The sequence below is a fragment of the Facklamia sp. P13064 genome (assembly GCF_050409425.1).
Classification (GTDB): Bacteria; Bacillota; Bacilli; order Lactobacillales; family Aerococcaceae; genus Facklamia.
This window is the reverse complement of sequence record NZ_JBNUPM010000014.1, coordinates 16206-34352: the sequence shown is the minus strand read 5'-3', so window position 1 is coordinate 34352 and position 18147 is coordinate 16206. Positions and strand designations below refer to the sequence as shown.

Sequence of the window (18147 nt, the reverse complement as noted above, 5' to 3'; positions counted from 1 at the left end):
GTTGAATTGATAGCGCTTACTTGTTACCATTAATTTAGTGGAGAAGAAGAAGCTTAAAAGATACAGGAGGAATAAGAATGAGAAAAGCATTTATTAGTCCAAGTAAGTATGTACAAGGTGAAGATGAATTATTGAATTTAGGATTTTATATTCAGTCTTTAGGTGAATCTGCCCTCGTTATAGGAAATAAAGCAGATATTGATCGTGTACAAGCCAAGCTGGATCAAACAGCTGAAACCTATAAGGTTCAATTACATCGAGGAGATTTTGGTGGCGAAGCCACACGCGAAGAAGTCGAACGATTGAAAAAATTAGCAAAAGAAAAAGGCACTGATGTTATTGTAGGATTGGGGGGAGGAAAAGCAATCGATACGTCCAAAGTTGTAGCGGAAGGACAGAATATTATTATTTGCCCGACGATTGCAGCTCAAGATGCGCCCACGAGTCACTCTGCTGTCTTATATACGGCCGATCATCAATTTGATGATTATGCTTACTTTAGCAAAAACCCAGATGTTGTTTTGATGGATACTACCGTTATTGCACAGGCACCGAGTCGATTCCTAGTAGCTGGTATGGGCGATACTTTGGCAACTTATTATGAAGCTCGAGCGACTCGTCAATCCAATTCAAATGTGAATGCTGGTTTGCCAAATGGTTATCGTACTGGGGCTACAGGACCTGCTAAAGGAACAATTGCAGCCATGACACTAGCTGAAAAAAGTTTAAAAGTGGTTCTAGAAAAAGGATACGATGCAAAAATTGCGGCTGATCAGAACGTTGTTACACAAGCTTTAGAAGATATCGTAGAAGCAAACACCTTATTATCTGGCTTAGGCTTTGAATCGGGAGGATTAGCAGCTGCTCATGCAATATACAATGGCTTAACTGTTTTAGAAGGGCCAGGAAATTATTACCATGGGGAACAAGTTGCTTTTACAACCTTTGTTCAATTAGTGCTCGAAGACGCACCAAAATCAGAAGTCGAAGAATTATTAGACTTTAATATTTCTGTTGGGTTACCAGTATCTCTAGCGGACTTAGATGTCGAAGAAGTTAATTACCAAGAAATTCTAAAAGTAGCTAAAAAAGCATGTATCCCAGAAGAATCCATTCATTCAATGCCTTTTGAAATCACAGAAGAAGCCGTTGCAAATGCAATTATTGCAGCGGATGCGATGGGTCGCGATTATAAAGCAAAAAAACAAGCAAAATAAATTTAAAAAAGGTAGGAATCTAGCGTGATTAAAAAAATAATAAATAAACCAGAAAATATTGTTGATGAGATGATTAATGGAATGGTACAAAGTCATTCAAAATTGCTTAAAAGAATTCCTGAAACAGGAATTATTCAACGAACTTTAGAAAAAACCGGGAAAGTGGCTATTATTTCTGGTGGAGGAAGCGGACATGAACCTGCACATGCTGGATTTGTTGGAAGAGGAATGTTATCAGCAGCTGTTTGTGGGGCAGTCTTTACTTCTCCAACGCCCGATCAAATTTTACAAGCAATTAAAGAAGCAGATGAGGGGGCAGGTGTCTTTCTCGTTATAAAGAACTATTCAGGGGATATTATGAACTTTGAGATGGCTCAGGAATTAGCTGAGATGGAAGGAATAAAAGTAGAGAGTGTCGTAGTTGATGATGACATTGCTGTCGAAGATAGTCTCTACACCCAGGGAAAACGTGGCGTTGCAGGAACGGTCTTTGTTCACAAAATATTAGGGTATGCTGCTGAACAAGGGCAAACCATTGAAGAGATTAAAAAATTAGCGGAAAATCTTATCCCAAATATAAAAACGATTGGAGTCGCATTAACAGGGGTCACTACGCCCGGGAGCGATGAAGCAAGTTTTACCTTAGCGGATGATGAAATCGAGTATGGCGTAGGTATTCATGGCGAACCGGGATATCGACGAGAAAAATTGCAGAGTTCACAGGATTTATCCCAAGAATTACTTACAAAATTACTAAAAGAGTTTGATGCCAAAGCCAATGATCGCTTTGCAATAATCGTGAATGGTTTAGGTGGAACGCCATTAATGGAACAATATGTATTTGCAAATGATGTGCAAAGGATAATGAAAGAAAAGAATCTGACGATTGCGTTTTCGAAAGTAGGCAATTTAATGACTTCGTTAGATATGCAAGGTTTATCCTTAACTTTGCTTCGCTTAGATGAAGCATTCTATTTGAAAGCTATTGAAGCACCAGTTGATACCATTAATTGGTAAGATTATTTTATAAAATGAAAGGGTGAATCTTTTAAATGAATCTAGAGACTGGAATTCGTTGGATGGAATTATTCAATGAAAAAATTCAAAACGAAAAAGACTATTTAACACAATTAGACACACCTATTGGCGATAGTGACCATGGAAATAATATGTCTCGTGGCATGACCCATGTAATTAAAGCGATTGAAGACGAAAAACCAAAAACGTTGAATGAATTGCTTCAATTAATGATGAAAAATATGCTAAGTAAAGTCGGTGGAGCCTCTGGGCCACTATATGGGTCAGCCTTTATGGGCATGATGAAAGCTGAATCAGCAGCTGAAGACTGGGCAAGTGTTTTAAAAGCTGGGTTAGAAACGATTCAAAAGCGTGGAAAAGCAGAACAAGGCGACAAAACAATGGTAGATTTATGGATAGCTGTTGTAGAAGCAGTTGAGACTCATCAATTAACCCACGAATTAATTGATGAAGCAGTGGAAGCAACGCAACCATTAAAAGCTAAAAAAGGACGAGCCTCTTATGTGGGAGATCGATCTATTGGCCATATTGATCCAGGAGCTTACTCCTCAGGCTTATTATTTCACGCAATGCTAGAAGCGGAGGCAGAATAATGAAAAAAACTGGAATTGTGATTGTTTCACATGTTCATGAGATTGCGGAAGGAATTCATCGTTTGATTCAACAAGCAGCAGCAGATGTTGATGTGCAAGTAGTAGGTGGTATTGATCAAAACGAAATAGGGACGAACTTTGATACCGCTTTAGCAGCCATCAATAAAAACACAGCTGAAAATTTATTGGCTTTTTATGATCTAGGTAGTGCAAAAATGAATCTAGAAATCGCTATGGAAATGAGTGATAAAACAATCAAAATATATGATGTTCCAGTCGTAGAAGGAGCATATACCGCTGCAACTTTATTACAAGCCGGTGTCGATCAAGAAAATATCGAGGCACAACTAGAAGAAATGCATATGGTAAAATAACGGATAAAGTTTATTTATTTGTAAAGAAAATCATCAGTAGCTTAAAATGTTTTCCCTAGATTGCTAAATACTTGGAGAAAATAGTGAGGGTTTAACTTTAATGGCAGCACCGCGCTAAAAACTCTAGCCGCATCCTAAAGAGTAGGAGAGCTAGAGTTTTTCAATTATTTTTTTAAAGAACTGGTCCTATCTATTTTTTAAATTAGTGGGATTTTTATTACACATAGTTTGCGAATATTACAAGAATTGATATTTGGATTATATTTAAAGACCCCCAAAGTTGATTTGAATTCAACTTCAGAGGCCTTTTTATACTTTAATAAAACTAACTTAAATCCTCCCGGTTATAGAGCTGATGCGCTTTATAGCTATCTAGAATCCGTTTAGCTTGAGGCGCTAATAAAAGGAGAGCAATCATGTTTGGAAAGACCATCAGCCCGTTAAAGAAGTCTGACATGGTCCAAACAAAGTCGATTTTCTTAGTGAGTGATGATCCTAAAACGATAAAGAAAATGACGATAATACGATAAGGTAAAAGCCCTTTTTTACCAAATAAGTAACGAATATTGGTTTCTCCAAAATAGTACCAACCTACAATAGTGGTAAAGGCAAAAAAGGTTAAACAAAGAGCTAGAAAGGATGTACCTAACGTACCAAAAGCGGAAGAAAAAGCTTCTTGCGTGACTAAAGCCCCCTCTAACCCTTTTTCATGAGCGCCGGTAACGAGAATTACCATTGCAGTAGCGGTTCCAACAACGAGCGTATCAATGACAACACCAACAATCGCTACTAAACCTTGTTCAGCAGGATGTTTTACGTTGGCCACTGCGTGGGCATGTGGTGTAGAACCCATACCTGCTTCGTTTGAGAAGAGACCCCTTGCGACCCCGTATCGAATGGCTTGTTTAACGGTGACACCAATCGCTCCACCCATCATAGATGTAGGTTTAAAAGCTTCCACAAAAATCGATTTAAAAGCAGGACCGACTTGATCTTTATAGAGAACCATTACGACGATGACGCCGATAATATATAAAGCAGCCATGAATGGCACAACTAATTCGGCAAAGTTAGCAATCCGTTTCATACCACCCATAAAAACTAAAGCAGCTGCAATTGCTATCAAAACACCAACGATAATTGGGTTAATACCGGTAGCCTCATTGACAGCGGCAGATATCGAGTTTGATTGCACTAAGTTCCCAATAAATCCTAAGCCAATAATAATTGCTACTGAGAAGAAGCCGGCTAAGAATTTGCCTAAGGTTTTTTGTTTTATCCCTTTACTGATATAAAAGGCAGGCCCTCCCACAAAGTTATCATCACGCACTTCACGATATTTCTGAGCTAAAACGGCCTCGCCAAAAATTGTAGCCATGCCAGCAAAAGCAGACATCCACATCCAGAAAATAGCACCAGGTCCTCCTGCCATAATAGCTGTAGCAATCCCAGCAACATTACCTGTTCCGACTTGAGCAGCAATGGCTGTTGCTAGGGCTTGGAATGAAGACATGGTACCGGCTTCTTCTTTTTCCTTTTTACCAAAAACGCCGCCAAAAGTCTCTTTAAACGCTGTTCCAAAATAACGAAATTGCGGAAAGCCAAGATAAAAAGTATAAAAAATACCGACCGCTATAAGAATATACAAAAGAACACTGGACCACATTAAATCACTCAAATGAGTGATATTTTTCACAAAATAACTGACTAAAGAATTCATCTCTTCCCCTCCTAAATTTTTATTTAACTAAATTGTATGATAAAAGGGTATAGCAAGTCAATGATTTTTATGAAAACGAAACCATTTTTTTCGAATTAAAAAAAATTAGCAAAAATTCAAATGAAATAAAAGTGTTTTTGTGAAAGATTGATCAATTGACAAAGCTTACTTCAGCAAGCCTAATTGCAATTTTAGGGTAGCGTAACGAAATAAAAAGTGAATAAAATAGGAAAGAAACAGTACTTAACAATTAAACTGTATATCTATTTGAATTTAAACTAAGAATGGGTCTGTTTTGCTAAAACTACTCCACAAAATAATAATCCACTAAGGGACAAGTCACTACCTAATCTAAGAAAAAACACACTAATCCATTGCAGTGGCCATAATTTAAAAGATCGAATCAAAAGCCCAAGGTCATCATAACGCTCCTATTAATGGCTGGTTCTATCGATAAGTCATTCTATTTTTAACTTCTCAATTTGAATCTAAGCTGATTTACTATAAAATGATTGCGCATCTGTTTGATTTAACAATTATTTATGTCTAACTTTAGAGCGTATGGGAACGAGTTTTGTCAAAACTAAAAGCAAACATTATCACTTGTGGACACGAATAAGAATTGAGCCTTGGACCCATTAATTGAAACTTACTTTTATCAGTGCTATAATTATTTAAATATAAATAGAAAGAAGGATTTAAAATGTTAAAGAATTTAAAAAAGGCCACAAAAATCAGCAAATCATCTGGTTTATTCCTCGGAGGAGCTCTATTTGGAACACTAGGGTTAAAAGTTTTAACGAGTAAAAAAGCTAAAGAAACTTATGCTCATGTAATCGCAAAATCTTATCAATTAAAAGATGAGCTTGATGCGAATGTATCAACAATTAAACAACATACTGATGACGTTTTGTCAGATGCTCAAGAAATTTATCTTGCCCAAAAACAGCAAGAGCAAGCCGATAGCATTGAGGATATAGCAGGCGCTAATGAAGTTTAAAATTTGTCATCAAAACAAAAGTCGAGTAAGAGTTAAGTGTTCTTTTTTACTAACGTTATCCGTTAGAGAAATGATTAAGGAGGAGGCTCAACTCCAACCAGCTATTCAAAAAATAGTTTTTTATCATGATGAAAGGACAATGGCTGTCTTTGTTCATAAAGATTACTCGATGGCACACGCTCTCAAATTTTTAAATGGTTTGAATGAAGATCAAATCATTAGATGTTTACAAGAGCCCTATCGCAAAGAAAAGACGCCTTATGCGATTGTTTCGAAGGAACTGAGCCTGTTTGTGCTGAGACGTCTATTTCTACCTCAACCTATTCAGTATCTCTATACCCTTTATTTATCCACTAAATATATAGAAAAAGCGCTTCAATCGTTAGTATCGCAGGATATAAATATGGAAGTTTTAGATGGCGCTGCTATTTTAACTGCCATATTGATTGGACAGCCTAAAACAGCTAGTTCCATTATGTTTATCATGGGATTGGGTGATCAATTAAATGACTGGACCAATAAAAAGTCAATTGCAGATTTGGAAAGCAGTATGAAAGATCCTACTAAAACGGTATGGTTGTTAGACAGTCAAGGGAATAAGCTTGAGCGTAATGCTAAAGAAGTTCAGTTGAATGACATTATAATCGTGTCTGAAGGAAAGGAAATTTTATTTGACGGGGTAGTGGATGCTGGCTCAGCCATGGTCAATGAAAGTTCGCTTACCGGAGAATTTTTCCCTATCCTTAAGCAAGAAGAAGATCAAGTCTTTTCAAATACAGTGATCGAATCGGGAGAATTATCTATTCGCGTTACAAATACCACGTTAAATTACCGTATCCACGAATTGATGTCTCTAATGCGTCAATCAGAAAATCAAAAAGGCACTCAACAAACTAAATATATTGCTCTAGCTGACAATCTGGTTAAGTACAATTTTTTAGGTGTCATTCTTACCTATTTATTCACTGGATCCTTGCGAAGAGCCCTATCGTTTCTATTAGTTGATTTCTCTTGTGCTTTGAAGCTTTCGGTTCCTATTTCTTACTTAACGGCAATTAAAGAAGCAGTTGAGAAGGAAATATTAATTAAAAGTATGGATGTCGTGGAAAAGTATAATGACATCGATCTGTTTGTCTTTGATAAAACCGGGACTTTAACTGTATCCGATCCTAAGGTTTATAAAACCGTCTCTTTTGATGATTATGAAACCGAAGATGTTTTACGAATGGGCGCTTGCTTAGAAGAACACATTCATCATCCATTGGCTAAAGCCGTAGTGAACGAAGCCCAAGAAAAAGCTATTGTCCATGATGAAATGCATGGAAAGCTCCATCATATTGCGTCGCGCGGGATCTTATCAACCATTGATGGAAAAGAAGTAGTCATTGGTAGTTATCTTTTAATGACGGATAAAAAAATTGCTATTTCTGAAGAACAAAAAGCCGTTATTAATAACTATGAACAGCAATACAACCTACTCTATCTTGGTTACAACGGAAGATTAATTGGTCTTTTTCTAATTGATACCCCGCTTCGTCCGCAAGCGGCCAAAGTCATTCAATGGTTACAAAGTAAGGGCAAAGAAGTTGCGCTTCTTACTGGTGATACCAAAGAGCGAACTCAAAATCTTATGAATAATATATCCGTTCAATATTTACAAACAGAAGTGTCACCAAATGATAAATATCAGTTCATTGAAGAACAAAAACGTTCAGGTAAAAAAGTCATGATGCTTGGAGATGGGCTCAATGATTCTGCTGCACTATCGCTTGCAGACATAGGGGCAGTTATGAATGATGCTGCTGATATTTGCAAACAAACAAGTGATCTTGTTTTATCAAATAATCAATTAGAAAGTCTAATGGAATTGGCTGAAATTAGCCATTTATTAGATAAAAGAATAAAGAAAAATGTTAAACAAACCATTGCGATTAATAGTGGGCTCATTTTATTAGGTGTTTTTGATTTATTATCACCAAGTTCCCTATCAATCCTACATAATTTGACAACGACTGGCATAATTTTAAGAAGTATGTCAGGTTTTAAAAGATAAAAGGAATAATCCAGTATTCGCTTTCTCTTAAAAAAGCTGGTAGATTTACTTTGCCTTATCCTAGTTAAACCTGAATATCAATTGCAATGCCTGTTTAATTTAAAGCAGCCCTGTATTAAAATGGGGGATTTCTATGAAAGTAAGGTATAAAAATTTATGGATACGTGATGCAGAAATAGCAGATGCTGCCAAACTCTGTCAATGGTGGAATGATGGGGAACTAATGAAATATTTGGGTTTTCCCAATGGATTAGGCAAATCAGTCGAAGAAATCGAAGATAAGATTGAAAATTATACCGATGAAAAAGGTCGGCTCCTACTCATTGAGTATCAAGGTCAATCAATTGGTGAAATGTTTTATGATAACTTGGGGAATCAAGTCACAGAAATACATATAAAGATTTGTGAAGCAATTTATCGCAATAAAGGCCTGGGTCGAATTATTCTGAGTTTATTGATTAAAGAATTATTTAATCAAGGCTATCAAAAAATTATTTTAGATGTTAATCTTCAAAACACTAGGGCCCAACATGTATATGAGCTACTAGGGTTTAAAAAGTTGCGGATTAACGATGACTCATGGGTCGACCAACTTGGTTGTAGCCAATCCAGTGTTGACTATGAGTTAGTGGAAAATGATTTTAGGGATTATGCTACAGATACTAATATAGGTGGGTAAAAATAATGAAGACCTCAGGGCACTAAATAAGTGTCGTGAGGTCTTAAAACTATTAAATGAAAAGTGAATTATTTTTCTTCTAGTGTGTCTTTAATTACTAATTCTAACGGAGAAGCAATGGATTCTTCAACTTTTTCTCCTTTTAAATGATTGATGGCAGCTTCAACCGCTAAATGTCCCATTTCTTTAGGTTGTTGAGCGATTGTTGCAGCCAATTCACCTTCTTTGACCGCTTCCAAACCATCGTCATTGCCATCAAATCCTATCACGAGAATTTCTTCTTCTAAACCAGCAGCTTTAATAGCTTCAATAGCCCCTAAAGCCATTTCATCATTTTGAGCAAAGACAGCTTGAACATCAGGGTGTGCTTGAAGAAGATTTTCCATAACAGTTAATCCTTCTGAACGGTTAAAGTTAGCAGATTGACTAGCGATAAGCTCTAATTGATCTTTGGCTCCTTCTTCAAAACCTTCCCCTCTTTCGTTTGTTGCAGAAGCGCCTGGAACACCTTCTAATTGAATAACTTTCGCACCTTTTCCAACCTTTTCAATAATGAATTCAGCAGCCATCTTACCACCATCTAAGTTATTAGAGGCTACTAATGAAACAACTTCACCTTCTGCAGCGTTTCTGTCAATGGTAATAACAGGAATTTTTGCTTCATTAGCATTTTTAATAGCAGGGACTATAGCATCGGAATCAACGGGATTAATGAGTAAAATATCTACTCCTTGAGTGATTAAGTCATCCAGTCCATTAAGCTGTGTTGTTGCATCATCTTGTGCGTCAACAATTTTAACAGTGGCTCCCATTTCTTTTGCAGCCTCTTCAACACCTTCTTGTAAATCGACGAAGAAGGGATTATTGGTAGTGGAAATTGCTAGACCTATTGTATATTCTTCTTCTGCCTTAACCTGTAGCTTAGCAGTTAGACTTAATAGAACAAGTGGTAAAATAGCGAACAAGGCGATAGTAATTTTTTTTATAGATTTCATTTGAATGCTCCTTTTATATAGTTATTTTTCTTTCCGATCTAATAGAACAGCGATTAATATAACGATACCTTGAACAATTTGTTGATAAAAACTAGATACTCCAAGTAAGTTTAAACCATTATTCAACGTACCAATGATTAAAGCGCCGACTAAGGTTCCAATGATGCGACCATGACCTCCAGCCATACTTGTACCACCAATGACAACAGCAGCGATGGCATCCATTTCATAAGCGACTCCAGCAGTTGGTTGCGCTGAGTTTAATCGTGAAGTTAAGATTAAACCTGCAGTGGCAGCCAAAGCCCCGGAGATAGTGTAGACAATAAGTTTAACTCGATGACTATTAATTCCAGCAATATAAGCCGCCTTTTCATTTCCTCCAACGGAAAAAGTTTTCCGTCCAAATGTTGTGCGATGCAAAAGCATGTAGAGAATGCCAAAAACAACCAACATTAGAAGAACCGGCACTGGAATTTTCCATAAATACCCCCTTCCAATGGATTCAAAAAATTGCCCCCCTTCAAATTTAGTGAGAGGATTTCCTCCCGTTAGTACCAAAGTTAATCCGCGATAGATAGTCATAGTTGAAAGGGTAGCAATAAATGGAACAACCTTCCCCTTAGTTATAATTAATCCATTAATTGCTCCTAAAAGTCCCCCAAGTAAGACCCCAATTAAAACAGCAAGTATAGGGCTCATACCATACATCATTAAGTATGCGACTATCGCGCTTGACAAAGCTAAGACAGAGCCGACCGACAAGTCAATACCCCCAGTGATAATGACAAAGGTCATACCGAATGCTATAAAGGCATTAATTGAGACTTGTCTAAGCAAATTAAGTAAATTATTTATTTTAATAAAATTTGGATTTAAGAGGGTAACGAGAACAAACAAAACAATTAAGGCCAATACTGGACCTAATCTTCTTAAATCAAATTGCTTTTTCGATGATTTCTTTTCAACTTTATCCATTATTTTCCTCCTGTAGCTAAAGTCATGATGCGTTCTTCCGATAATTCTTCATGGGACAGACAGCCATTCAGTTTTCCTTCATGAATAACGAGCACACGGTCACTGACTCCAATTATTTCAGGTAAATCACTTGATACCATTATGATACCAACACCTCGATCGGTTAATTCACGCATCAACAAGTATATTTCTCGTTTAGCACCGATATCCACTCCACGGGTAGGTTCATCCAAAATTAAAATTTGAGTTCCAGCAGCAATCCATTTGGCTAAGACCACTTTTTGCTGATTCCCACCAGATAGGGAAGTCACTGGTAGATGCATATCCATTGTCTTTATAGCCAAACGTTCGATGAGTAACTGCACAAAATCTTCTTCTTCCTTGGTGTGAATTAAACCGTTTTTAGAAAATTCTTTAAAGGCAGTGATTCCAATATTTTCTTTAATCGAAAAGTCTAAAATAAGGCCTTCCTCTTTACGGTTTTCAGTTAAGTAACCAATTCCTTGTTTAATAGCATGAAGTGGTGAAGAGAGAAGCACAGGCTGATTATTAATTTTAATAGTTCCGCGCTCAATCGGAAGCAAGCCGAAGATAGCCGACATAATTTCTGTACGTCCTGCTCCCATCAGTCCAGACACACCGAGTATTTCCCCTTGTTTCAAAGTGAAAGAGATATCCTCAAATTTTTCACTCACCGTTAGCTTGTTAACTTCTAAAAGTGTACGGCCAACTTCTGAACGTTTACTCGGATAGTAATCCCCAATGTCTCGACCCACCATTGCACGAACAATTTCTTTCTCATCCGTGTTGGTAACATCTTTAGTCATAATCGAAATGCCATCGCGCATGACAGTGATACGGTCGCTTATTTGAAATATTTCCTTCAAGCGGTGCGAGATGTATACAATTGCGACTCCTTGTTGCTTAAGTTTTTGGATTATAGAAAAGAGTGTATCAATTTCATGGTCTGACAAAGCAGCTGTCGGTTCATCCATGATAATAACAGAAGCATCGTTCATCAGTGTTTTGGCAATTTCAATTAGTTGTTGTTGACCGATACTGAGTGTTCCCATCAAGGCATCAAGATCAATCTGAATACCTAATTCTTGCAAAATAGTTTTAGCTTTTAATTTCATGGTAGCTTGGTCACAGAAAAGGCCATATTTGGTAAGCTCTTTCCCCATAAACATGTTTTCTAAGACGGTCATCTTTGGCCAAGTTATCAATTCTTGATGAATAAAGCTAACGCCATTATTTTCAGCATCTTTGGGATTATCAAACAATGATTCTTTTCCATTAATGGTAATCTTTCCTTGGTCAGCTGATAATAGACCGGTTAAAATGTTCATTAAAGTTGATTTTCCAGCTCCATTTTCACCCATTAGTGAATGGACTTCTCCACTTCTTAAGTCGAAGTTTACTCCTCTTAAGACTTGGTTGGCTGCAAACTGTTTATGGATATTAGTCATTTGAATTTCCATAATACTCCCCCCCTAGAAAATGACGCCTGATTGCAAAATAATATTTGCATAAGGAGTCGCCTCACCTGTTCTTATGATCGCTTTGCTTTTATGGGTCTGCTTCTTGAATGAGTCATGATCTATAAATTGAATCTCAATAAGTGGATTTACTAATTGCTGGATTTCAGCTAGCAAATTCGGATTATATTGTTTGATTTCTTCGGCGAGAACAATCCGTTCAATTTTCATATCACTCATTACTGTTTTTAAAACACTGATAAAATCAGGCTCACCTAAGCGAATAGCTAAATCAATTTTTTCTACATGCGTTGTGATAGGAAGACCACAATCTGCAATTGTTAGTTGATCAGTATGGCCCATATCGGATAAAACTTTGGAGATATGACTATTTAATATCCCATGTTTTTTCAAAATATACACTCTCCTTCATTTGTTTGATAGTAGGCATTCCTTTTTGAGCCCCTTCTTTTCCGATTGATAGGGCGGCGGCTAAGTTGGCAAAACGAATTGCTTCTTCGAGTTCGAACTGGTTGCCAATAGCAAAGGCGAGCGCACCATTGAATGTATCACCAGCCCCAGTAGTATCTACAATTTGATCAACTTTATAGGAAGGGACTTCAATAAGTTCATGTCCATTATGAAAGACGGCCCCTTGAGCTCCTAAGGTTACAATCATTTTGTTCGGATATTGAGCCAGAACTTCTGCCATTTCTTGATCTGGGAACATTAAGCGAAATTCATGTTCATTAGGTGTGATGTAATCGATAGCTGCCATCAATTGTGGATTAAATGAGCGAGCGGGCGCAGGGTTATATATTATTTGACAAGAGGCATCAGCCATTTGTTGTATAAGGGTTTCAACCGTTTCGATGGGACTTTCATTTTGGATTAGAATTAAATCACAGGTAGTGAGAAATGCTTGCTCTTTTAGAACTTGTTCGCTTGAATAAGCATCATTAGCTCCCGCTACATAAATGATCGTATTTTCGCCTTCAACAACATTAATAATGGCAGAACCTGAAGGAAGCTGCTTCTTTGTTTTAATGTGTGAAACTTCAATCCGGTTATTTTGCAAATTGGCTATTAAACTTTCACCAAATTTATCAGCTCCCACTGCTCCTAACATATAAGTTTCTGCACCCAGTCGGCTGGTTGCAACGGCTTGATTAGCTCCTTTGCCACCAAAATAAGTTTCAAAGTATTCCCCAAAAATAGTCTCTCCAGCTTGGGGTCTTCGTTTAGAAGTCACCACAAAATCAGTAGATATACTTCCAATGACTGCAATTTTTACCATTATTTTACCTCCCTTAAAGAATTTCTTTTTAATAATCGCGGTTTGACTTGGATGATTTTAGACATTTCAGGATCTATTTGTTGGTTAATAATGGCTAGTAACAATTCTGTTCCCTGATAACCTATTTTATAAGCCGGTTGTTCAATGGTAGTTAAACTCGGATGGGCATAGGCTCCAAAGACAATTCCATCATACCCAATGATTTGGACATCTTCTGGGATAATAGAACCTAATTGATTCCAAGCTTGGATAAGGGCTAAAGCATAGATATCATTAGGAGCAATCACCGTATCAATATTGGGATAGTCACGAATAATCTCCTTGGCAACTTGATCTGCAAATTCTGTCTGGAAGGACGGAGTAGAATATATCTGATAGTCGATTTTATATTGATCAAATACAGACTGTATTCCTTGTAAACGCATTTTAGACACTTGAATATCCATTGGACCCGTCATAATCAAAATAGAGCCATAATTAGTTTCAAGAATAGTTTGTCCAATGAGTTCTCCGCCATAAAAATCATCAGAGATTACTGCAAACTGGTCTTGATCATTCATCCGGTCTAATGAGACGGTTGGAACGTCCTCAGGTGTGTTTAGATGAGTCCCATCAATTTTGATTAATCCAGCGACTTTATATTGTTTAAAAAAATTAAGATAGTTCTCACCAATCGTTTCTTGGCCTTCGGTATTGCCTAATAAAAGCATATAGTCGTGTTGCAAGGCACATTGTTCGACTCCCTTGATTAAAGAAGGAAAATAAGGGTTAGTAATATCCGGAACCAATAAACCAAGAATTTTCATCGACTGTTTATTTAAAGATCTAGCAATTTCATTAGGGATATAATCTAATTTTTTAATCGCCGAAAGAATCTTTTGTTTGGATTGTTCGCTCACATAACCACTGTTATTCATCAGGCGCGAAACAGTTGCGACTGAAACGCCTGCTTCATTTGCCACATCACGAATTGTCACCAAAAACTTCACACCTCCATGTGTAACCGTTTACACACATTATTATATTAATTTTTTTTAGTTTGTCAAGAAGAAAGGTTTAATGAGTTTTTGCATTATCTAAAGCCCCTAATTCGCAATTCAATTAGGAGCTTAAAAAAGTGAAACGTCTCAAACTTACTCAAGCGTTATAATCCTACCGATTAAAAACGAAGGAAGCTGTATTTCAACCTATTTTAACAACCCATATTGTTTCAATGAATGAATTAAAGGACGCACTCTAAGGGACACGACTAATAAGTGTCTCAGAAGCCGTTAAAAAATTTAGACGTAAACTATTTAATATTTTCTTACTTCTTTGTATGGAACGAGATTTGCACGGGGGGGTAAAATTTAGAGCATTCTTTTTTATAAAAACTCTTGACTCTCTAAAGTAAGAATAATAAACTATTATCGACGATACCGTCGGTATATAAAAAAGGGGGGGGTTGCATGTGCTCGGCTAGGCGATTAAAGCCAGAAGAAAGAAAAAATGAAATTAAAGAAGCAGCCAGAAAAGTATTTGTTAGTAAAGGGTTCGCTAATACTACGATGGAAGATATTATTAACGAAACGACCATGTCTAAAGGAGGCTTCTATCATTATTATAAAAGCACCATTGATATTCTTCATGACCTAATGGTTGATGGGATACATTATAGAAATGAAGTAATCAAATCCAACTTAAGTGAGTTCAAGCAAGGGTATGAAATAGAGTTTATAGCAAAACAACTTGTCGAAAAAATACTGGATGATAATTTATATATGGAAATTTATGTCCAATTTTTAATTGAAAAAAAGAGAAGCAAAAAGCTCAATAGTATCTTTAACCAGTTAAAAGCACAAAGTAGGGAAGAATTTAGTCAGCTTCAAAGGAATGTTCCAGAATTTTTATTGAATGATGCACTCTATGATTTTGTGACAGATTTTATTAATTCAATGATTTTAGGGGCAGATATTTTAGAAGCTAGAGATAATTTTAAAAAAAATAAAGAAATTATAGAAAAAATGTTTGTAGCACTTTTCAAAGAAGGGAGAAAACAAAATGGAAAAAACAATGAAAGAAAGACTTTTAACGGATAATCTTGTTCGACTTATGTTTCATCAGGCTGTTCCAGCTGTACTCGGTATGCTCGTTATCGGACTGTTTCCTTTGATGGATGGAATTTTTGCTGGAAATATTTTAGGAGAAGCTGCCATGACGGCTTGCTCTGTTTCTGCGCCGATTACTTTTGTAAATAATGGCGTATCGACATTGATTGGAATAGGGAGTGCTTCTATTTTATCAAGAGCCTTAGGAGAAGGTGATCAGGAGAAAATCGATAAGATAATGGGGAACTTAGTTTATTGGGTAATTGTATTATCACTTTTGATTACAGTATTTGGAATCTTTTTATCTCCTTATTTTTTAGATTTATTAGGAGCAAGTGGAGCAATCAAAGAGCTAGGTCTTCGATACGTGAGAATTATTTTCGCAGGGTCATTTTTTATCAATTATGTTCAATCATCTAATATGGTCATGCGAGGCGAAGGCCAAGTAAAAAAGGCTATGCTGATAATGGGGCTAGGAGCGATTCTCAATATAATTCTTGACCCTATTTTCATGATTGCGATGGGAGAATATGGAATAGAAGGAGCAGCCTTAGCTACAATCTTGGCTCAATCCGTTCAAGCAGGGTTTACCTTGTATTATTTCCGTTATAAGAGTGATGTTGTAAAGATAGGAAAAATCAAAAAGGCTAATGAACTTTCTAAAGAAATGGTGGGGGTAGGTATTTCAGCTATGCTCATGCAGATTTTATTTATGGTTCAACAAAGCTTGTTATATCGACAAGCCTTTCAATATGGAAGTGATGAGTGGGCAACACTAATGGCTGCGACCTTGAGGTTTTATGGCTTCTCATTTATTCCACTTTGGGGTATGAGTCAAGCCCTTCAACCTATTATAGGGGCTAATTTTGGAGCGAAGCAGTATGCAAGAGTTAAAGAAACGATGAAGATTTTTATCCTATCAGGTACTATATTATCTTTAGTGTTCTACCTACCGGCACAATTTTTCCCTGCAAGAATATTTGGTTTATTTAATGTGAGCGAAGAAATTATCCAACGTGGAGTGGGGCATTTTAGACTGTTTTTCTCAGTATATATACTTTATGCAGCTATGAATATGGCAATCACATTTTTCCAATCGATTGGCAATGGTAAAAAAGCTGGGATTATTGTTCTGTTAAGACAACTTATTTTATTCGTACCAGCTTTGCTTATCTTACCTGGAATATTTGGAAGTGGGGCTGTTTGGTGGGCAGAAGCACTAGTTGATTTGATTGTAATTCTTATTGCTTTAGCCATGATGGTCCAAGAAATAAAAGCTTTTAAGCAAGCGGAATTCATTTAATTTTTAGTGTCTATCAACCAATAGCGGAGGAAGGAGAAGGCAACTCATTTCTTTAAGAGTTTATCTATATTACAAGAATGGTTACGTCTCTACTAAAAAGCTAAATGTTACTGCTAAAATGGAAATAATCATTAAAAGCCAATCTTTGCATAATTTTTTTGTTATATATGACGGATTATGGCAAGCAGTACTTAGAAAGAAATTTTAGCTCAGGTTTCACTACTCACTATAGATGAATAATTCTTGTGAAAGAAACCCATTTAGAAAGAAATTTAAAAGCAAAAGAATATCCGTAATACGATCAAGCACTTGTCTCTTAGAGATAAGTGCTTTTGATTATAATAGTTTTTAGTCATCGAGGCTTATGGTAAATTAAACTGGAAGGATTAGTGATAATAATGACGGTAATGAAGACTATAAGATGGATAGAAACAGAGGGCGGCTATTCGTTTAAAAATAAGACTACTTTAAAAGGGCAGCTATTACTTACAAAAATATTGAAACCATTGGGAGTCTTTCCGCTAATAAAGGATGGTCTAAAGAATTCAATCTTCTTTCATGGAATAAGTGTCCTGCTAAATAGGGCCTTGGAGATTGTTTACCTGATCATGATAAGATGGGCAAAGGAGTTACTTTAACGGATGAGGAAGTCAAGCAATTATGAGTTATTAAAAACAATGGAATCTTAACCGGTTAAAGGGTAATTTTAATCAGTGAAGGGCACTCTTTTTTAGGCGTAATGTTTAATGGAGCCAACAGTTAGGAGGCTTCGTTTCTAATCCTAATCAATTTACCTTTGAAGGGGAAATTTCAGGACTGAAATTAGCTACTTTTAAATTCTCAATGCCAGCAATAGGTCGTGGTTTGTTCACTAGCTCTCTTTCCCTGACATGAAATAAGTTCTAAGATCTTGAGACGATTAGGATCGGCGATTGCTTTTAGTAATAAACTAAGTTCTTCTCAATTCATTTACATTCTCCTATATAGACGGTTGTCTATCTATGGCTTCGTTTTACTCCTCATAGCTTGTAAGTCAAAAAAATAGAGTTTAAGCAGCAGGAGCGTCTTTTATATCGGTCATTCCGAAGTTAGATTCTCTAAATATTAACTATGAATAGCTAAGACTTTAAAGCGTTTTTTTGATAAAATTAATGAGACAAATCAATTGGAGTGAAAATATTGGAAAAAATGAATCGAGCGATTGCAAAGCTGATTTTATCGTTCAAAGAGCTAAATGGTATCGGCAATAAATCAATACTTAAACGATTAAAAGAAAATACAAACATCTTGCAGGTGGATAGTTTTAAGACACTAGCTTTTTAACCAATTAAATATACC

Annotated in this window: 17 protein-coding genes and 1 pseudogene; 11 read left to right on the top strand and 7 right to left on the bottom strand. The window is 36.5% G+C overall.

Annotation, left to right across the window (positions count from 1 at the left end; translation table 11 throughout):
• Positions 1–77 precede the first annotated feature (77 nt).
• From ACQV2S_RS06930 to dhaM, 4 genes are read left to right on the top strand one after another with little or no spacing between them, the layout of a single operon-like run.
• Positions 78–1217, top strand: coding sequence for a glycerol dehydrogenase (locus tag ACQV2S_RS06930; protein WP_428881634.1), 1140 nt, complete (start codon positions 78–80; stop codon positions 1215–1217).
• Between the two features lie 27 nt (positions 1218–1244).
• Positions 1245–2234, top strand: coding sequence for a dihydroxyacetone kinase subunit DhaK (gene dhaK, locus ACQV2S_RS06925; RefSeq protein ID WP_428874942.1), 990 nt, complete (start codon positions 1245–1247; stop codon positions 2232–2234).
• Between the two features lie 35 nt (positions 2235–2269).
• A complete protein-coding gene (gene dhaL, locus ACQV2S_RS06920; RefSeq protein ID WP_428876343.1) occupies positions 2270–2848 on the top strand; it encodes a dihydroxyacetone kinase subunit DhaL in 579 nt (192 codons plus the stop codon).
• The gene (dhaM, locus tag ACQV2S_RS06915) at positions 2848–3222 is read left to right on the top strand and encodes a dihydroxyacetone kinase phosphoryl donor subunit DhaM (RefSeq protein ID WP_428876344.1); all 375 of its coding nucleotides are present in this window, start codon (positions 2848–2850) and stop codon (positions 3220–3222) included. The genes dhaL and dhaM overlap by 1 nt, the downstream gene beginning before the upstream one ends.
• Positions 3223–3547: 325 nt before the next feature.
• On the opposite strand, the gene ACQV2S_RS06910 is transcribed toward dhaM, so the two are convergent.
• Entirely contained in the window at positions 3548–4942 is a 1395-nt protein-coding gene (locus ACQV2S_RS06910) for an alanine/glycine:cation symporter family protein (protein ID WP_428874938.1), read from the bottom strand.
• Positions 4943–5645: 703 nt separating this feature from the next.
• Here ACQV2S_RS06910 and ACQV2S_RS06905 point away from each other — a divergent pair.
• The 3 genes from ACQV2S_RS06905 (at position 5646) to ACQV2S_RS06895 (ending at position 8674) form a co-directional block, all read left to right on the top strand.
• Positions 5646–5942, top strand: coding sequence for a DUF6110 family protein (locus tag ACQV2S_RS06905; protein ID WP_428874047.1), 297 nt, complete (start codon positions 5646–5648; stop codon positions 5940–5942).
• Entirely contained in the window at positions 5932–7995 is a 2064-nt protein-coding gene (locus ACQV2S_RS06900) for a heavy metal translocating P-type ATPase (RefSeq protein ID WP_428885262.1), read from the top strand. Before ACQV2S_RS06905 ends, ACQV2S_RS06900 begins: the two co-directional genes overlap by 11 nt.
• Before the next feature lie 133 nt (positions 7996–8128).
• Positions 8129–8674, top strand: a complete 546-nt coding sequence (locus tag ACQV2S_RS06895) for a GNAT family N-acetyltransferase (RefSeq protein ID WP_428885260.1) — start codon at positions 8129–8131, stop codon at positions 8672–8674.
• Between the two features lie 68 nt (positions 8675–8742).
• Here the strand turns inward: ACQV2S_RS06895 and rbsB are convergent, their stop codons facing one another.
• The 6 genes from rbsB to ACQV2S_RS06865 are packed head-to-tail and all read right to left on the bottom strand — an operon-like array spanning position 8743 to position 14396.
• Positions 8743–9669: a ribose ABC transporter substrate-binding protein RbsB gene (gene rbsB / locus ACQV2S_RS06890; protein WP_428885257.1), complete on the bottom strand. Its 927-nt coding sequence runs from the start codon at positions 9667–9669 to the stop codon at positions 8743–8745.
• Positions 9670–9690: 21 nt separating this feature from the next.
• Entirely contained in the window at positions 9691–10644 is a 954-nt protein-coding gene (locus tag ACQV2S_RS06885) for an ABC transporter permease (protein ID WP_428874051.1), read from the bottom strand.
• Positions 10644–12125: a sugar ABC transporter ATP-binding protein gene (locus ACQV2S_RS06880; RefSeq protein ID WP_428874933.1), complete on the bottom strand. Its 1482-nt coding sequence runs from the start codon at positions 12123–12125 to the stop codon at positions 10644–10646. Before ACQV2S_RS06880 ends, ACQV2S_RS06885 begins: the two co-directional genes overlap by 1 nt.
• A 12-nt stretch (positions 12126–12137) precedes the next feature.
• Positions 12138–12536 (bottom strand): D-ribose pyranase, encoded by a 399-nt coding sequence (rbsD, locus tag ACQV2S_RS06875; protein ID WP_428876346.1) that lies wholly within the window; start codon positions 12534–12536, stop codon positions 12138–12140.
• Positions 12511–13419, bottom strand: coding sequence for a ribokinase (rbsK, locus tag ACQV2S_RS06870; RefSeq protein WP_428874054.1), 909 nt, complete (start codon positions 13417–13419; stop codon positions 12511–12513). Before rbsK ends, rbsD begins: the two co-directional genes overlap by 26 nt.
• On the bottom strand, positions 13419–14396 hold the full coding sequence (locus ACQV2S_RS06865) for a LacI family DNA-binding transcriptional regulator (RefSeq protein WP_428885272.1): 978 nt from the start codon (positions 14394–14396) through the stop codon (positions 13419–13421). The genes rbsK and ACQV2S_RS06865 overlap by 1 nt, the downstream gene beginning before the upstream one ends.
• A 471-nt stretch (positions 14397–14867) precedes the next feature.
• Between ACQV2S_RS06865 and ACQV2S_RS06860 the strand changes: the two genes are divergently transcribed.
• The 4 genes and pseudogenes from ACQV2S_RS06860 (at position 14868) to ACQV2S_RS06845 (ending at position 18132) form a co-directional block, all read left to right on the top strand.
• Positions 14868–15497: a TetR/AcrR family transcriptional regulator gene (locus ACQV2S_RS06860; protein WP_428874056.1), complete on the top strand. Its 630-nt coding sequence runs from the start codon at positions 14868–14870 to the stop codon at positions 15495–15497.
• The gene (locus ACQV2S_RS06855) at positions 15460–16809 is read left to right on the top strand and encodes an MATE family efflux transporter (RefSeq protein ID WP_428874930.1); all 1350 of its coding nucleotides are present in this window, start codon (positions 15460–15462) and stop codon (positions 16807–16809) included. Before ACQV2S_RS06860 ends, ACQV2S_RS06855 begins: the two co-directional genes overlap by 38 nt.
• A 481-nt stretch (positions 16810–17290) precedes the next feature.
• Positions 17291–17473: pseudogene (locus tag ACQV2S_RS06850) on the top strand (YdbC family protein).
• Between the two features lie 515 nt (positions 17474–17988).
• The gene (locus ACQV2S_RS06845; protein WP_428874058.1) at positions 17989–18132 is read left to right on the top strand and encodes a hypothetical protein; all 144 of its coding nucleotides are present in this window, start codon (positions 17989–17991) and stop codon (positions 18130–18132) included.
• Positions 18133–18147: the final 15 nt, after the last annotated feature.

Bases quoted from the DNA above. Each gene is read 5' to 3' on its own strand.
- ACQV2S_RS06885 (WP_428874051.1), bottom strand. From the start codon at position 10,644: ATGGATAAAGTTGAAAAGAAATCATCGAAAAAGCAATTTGATTTAAGA.
- rbsK (WP_428874054.1), bottom strand. From the start codon at position 13,419: ATGGTAAAAATTGCAGTCATTGGAAGTATATCTACTGATTTTGTGGTG.
- ACQV2S_RS06900 (WP_428885262.1), top strand. From the start codon at position 5,932: ATGAAGTTTAAAATTTGTCATCAAAACAAAAGTCGAGTAAGAGTTAAG.
- dhaL (WP_428876343.1), top strand. From the start codon at position 2,270: ATGAATCTAGAGACTGGAATTCGTTGGATGGAATTATTCAATGAAAAA.
- ACQV2S_RS06860 (WP_428874056.1), top strand. From the start codon at position 14,868: ATGTGCTCGGCTAGGCGATTAAAGCCAGAAGAAAGAAAAAATGAAATT.
- dhaM (WP_428876344.1), top strand. From the start codon at position 2,848: ATGAAAAAAACTGGAATTGTGATTGTTTCACATGTTCATGAGATTGCG.
- ACQV2S_RS06855 (WP_428874930.1), top strand. From the start codon at position 15,460: ATGGAAAAAACAATGAAAGAAAGACTTTTAACGGATAATCTTGTTCGA.
- ACQV2S_RS06895 (WP_428885260.1), top strand. From the start codon at position 8,129: ATGAAAGTAAGGTATAAAAATTTATGGATACGTGATGCAGAAATAGCA.
- ACQV2S_RS06930 (WP_428881634.1), top strand. From the start codon at position 78: ATGAGAAAAGCATTTATTAGTCCAAGTAAGTATGTACAAGGTGAAGAT.
- ACQV2S_RS06910 (WP_428874938.1), bottom strand. From the start codon at position 4,942: ATGAATTCTTTAGTCAGTTATTTTGTGAAAAATATCACTCATTTGAGT.
- ACQV2S_RS06905 (WP_428874047.1), top strand. From the start codon at position 5,646: ATGTTAAAGAATTTAAAAAAGGCCACAAAAATCAGCAAATCATCTGGT.
- ACQV2S_RS06880 (WP_428874933.1), bottom strand. From the start codon at position 12,125: ATGGAAATTCAAATGACTAATATCCATAAACAGTTTGCAGCCAACCAA.
- rbsB (WP_428885257.1), bottom strand. From the start codon at position 9,669: ATGAAATCTATAAAAAAAATTACTATCGCCTTGTTCGCTATTTTACCA.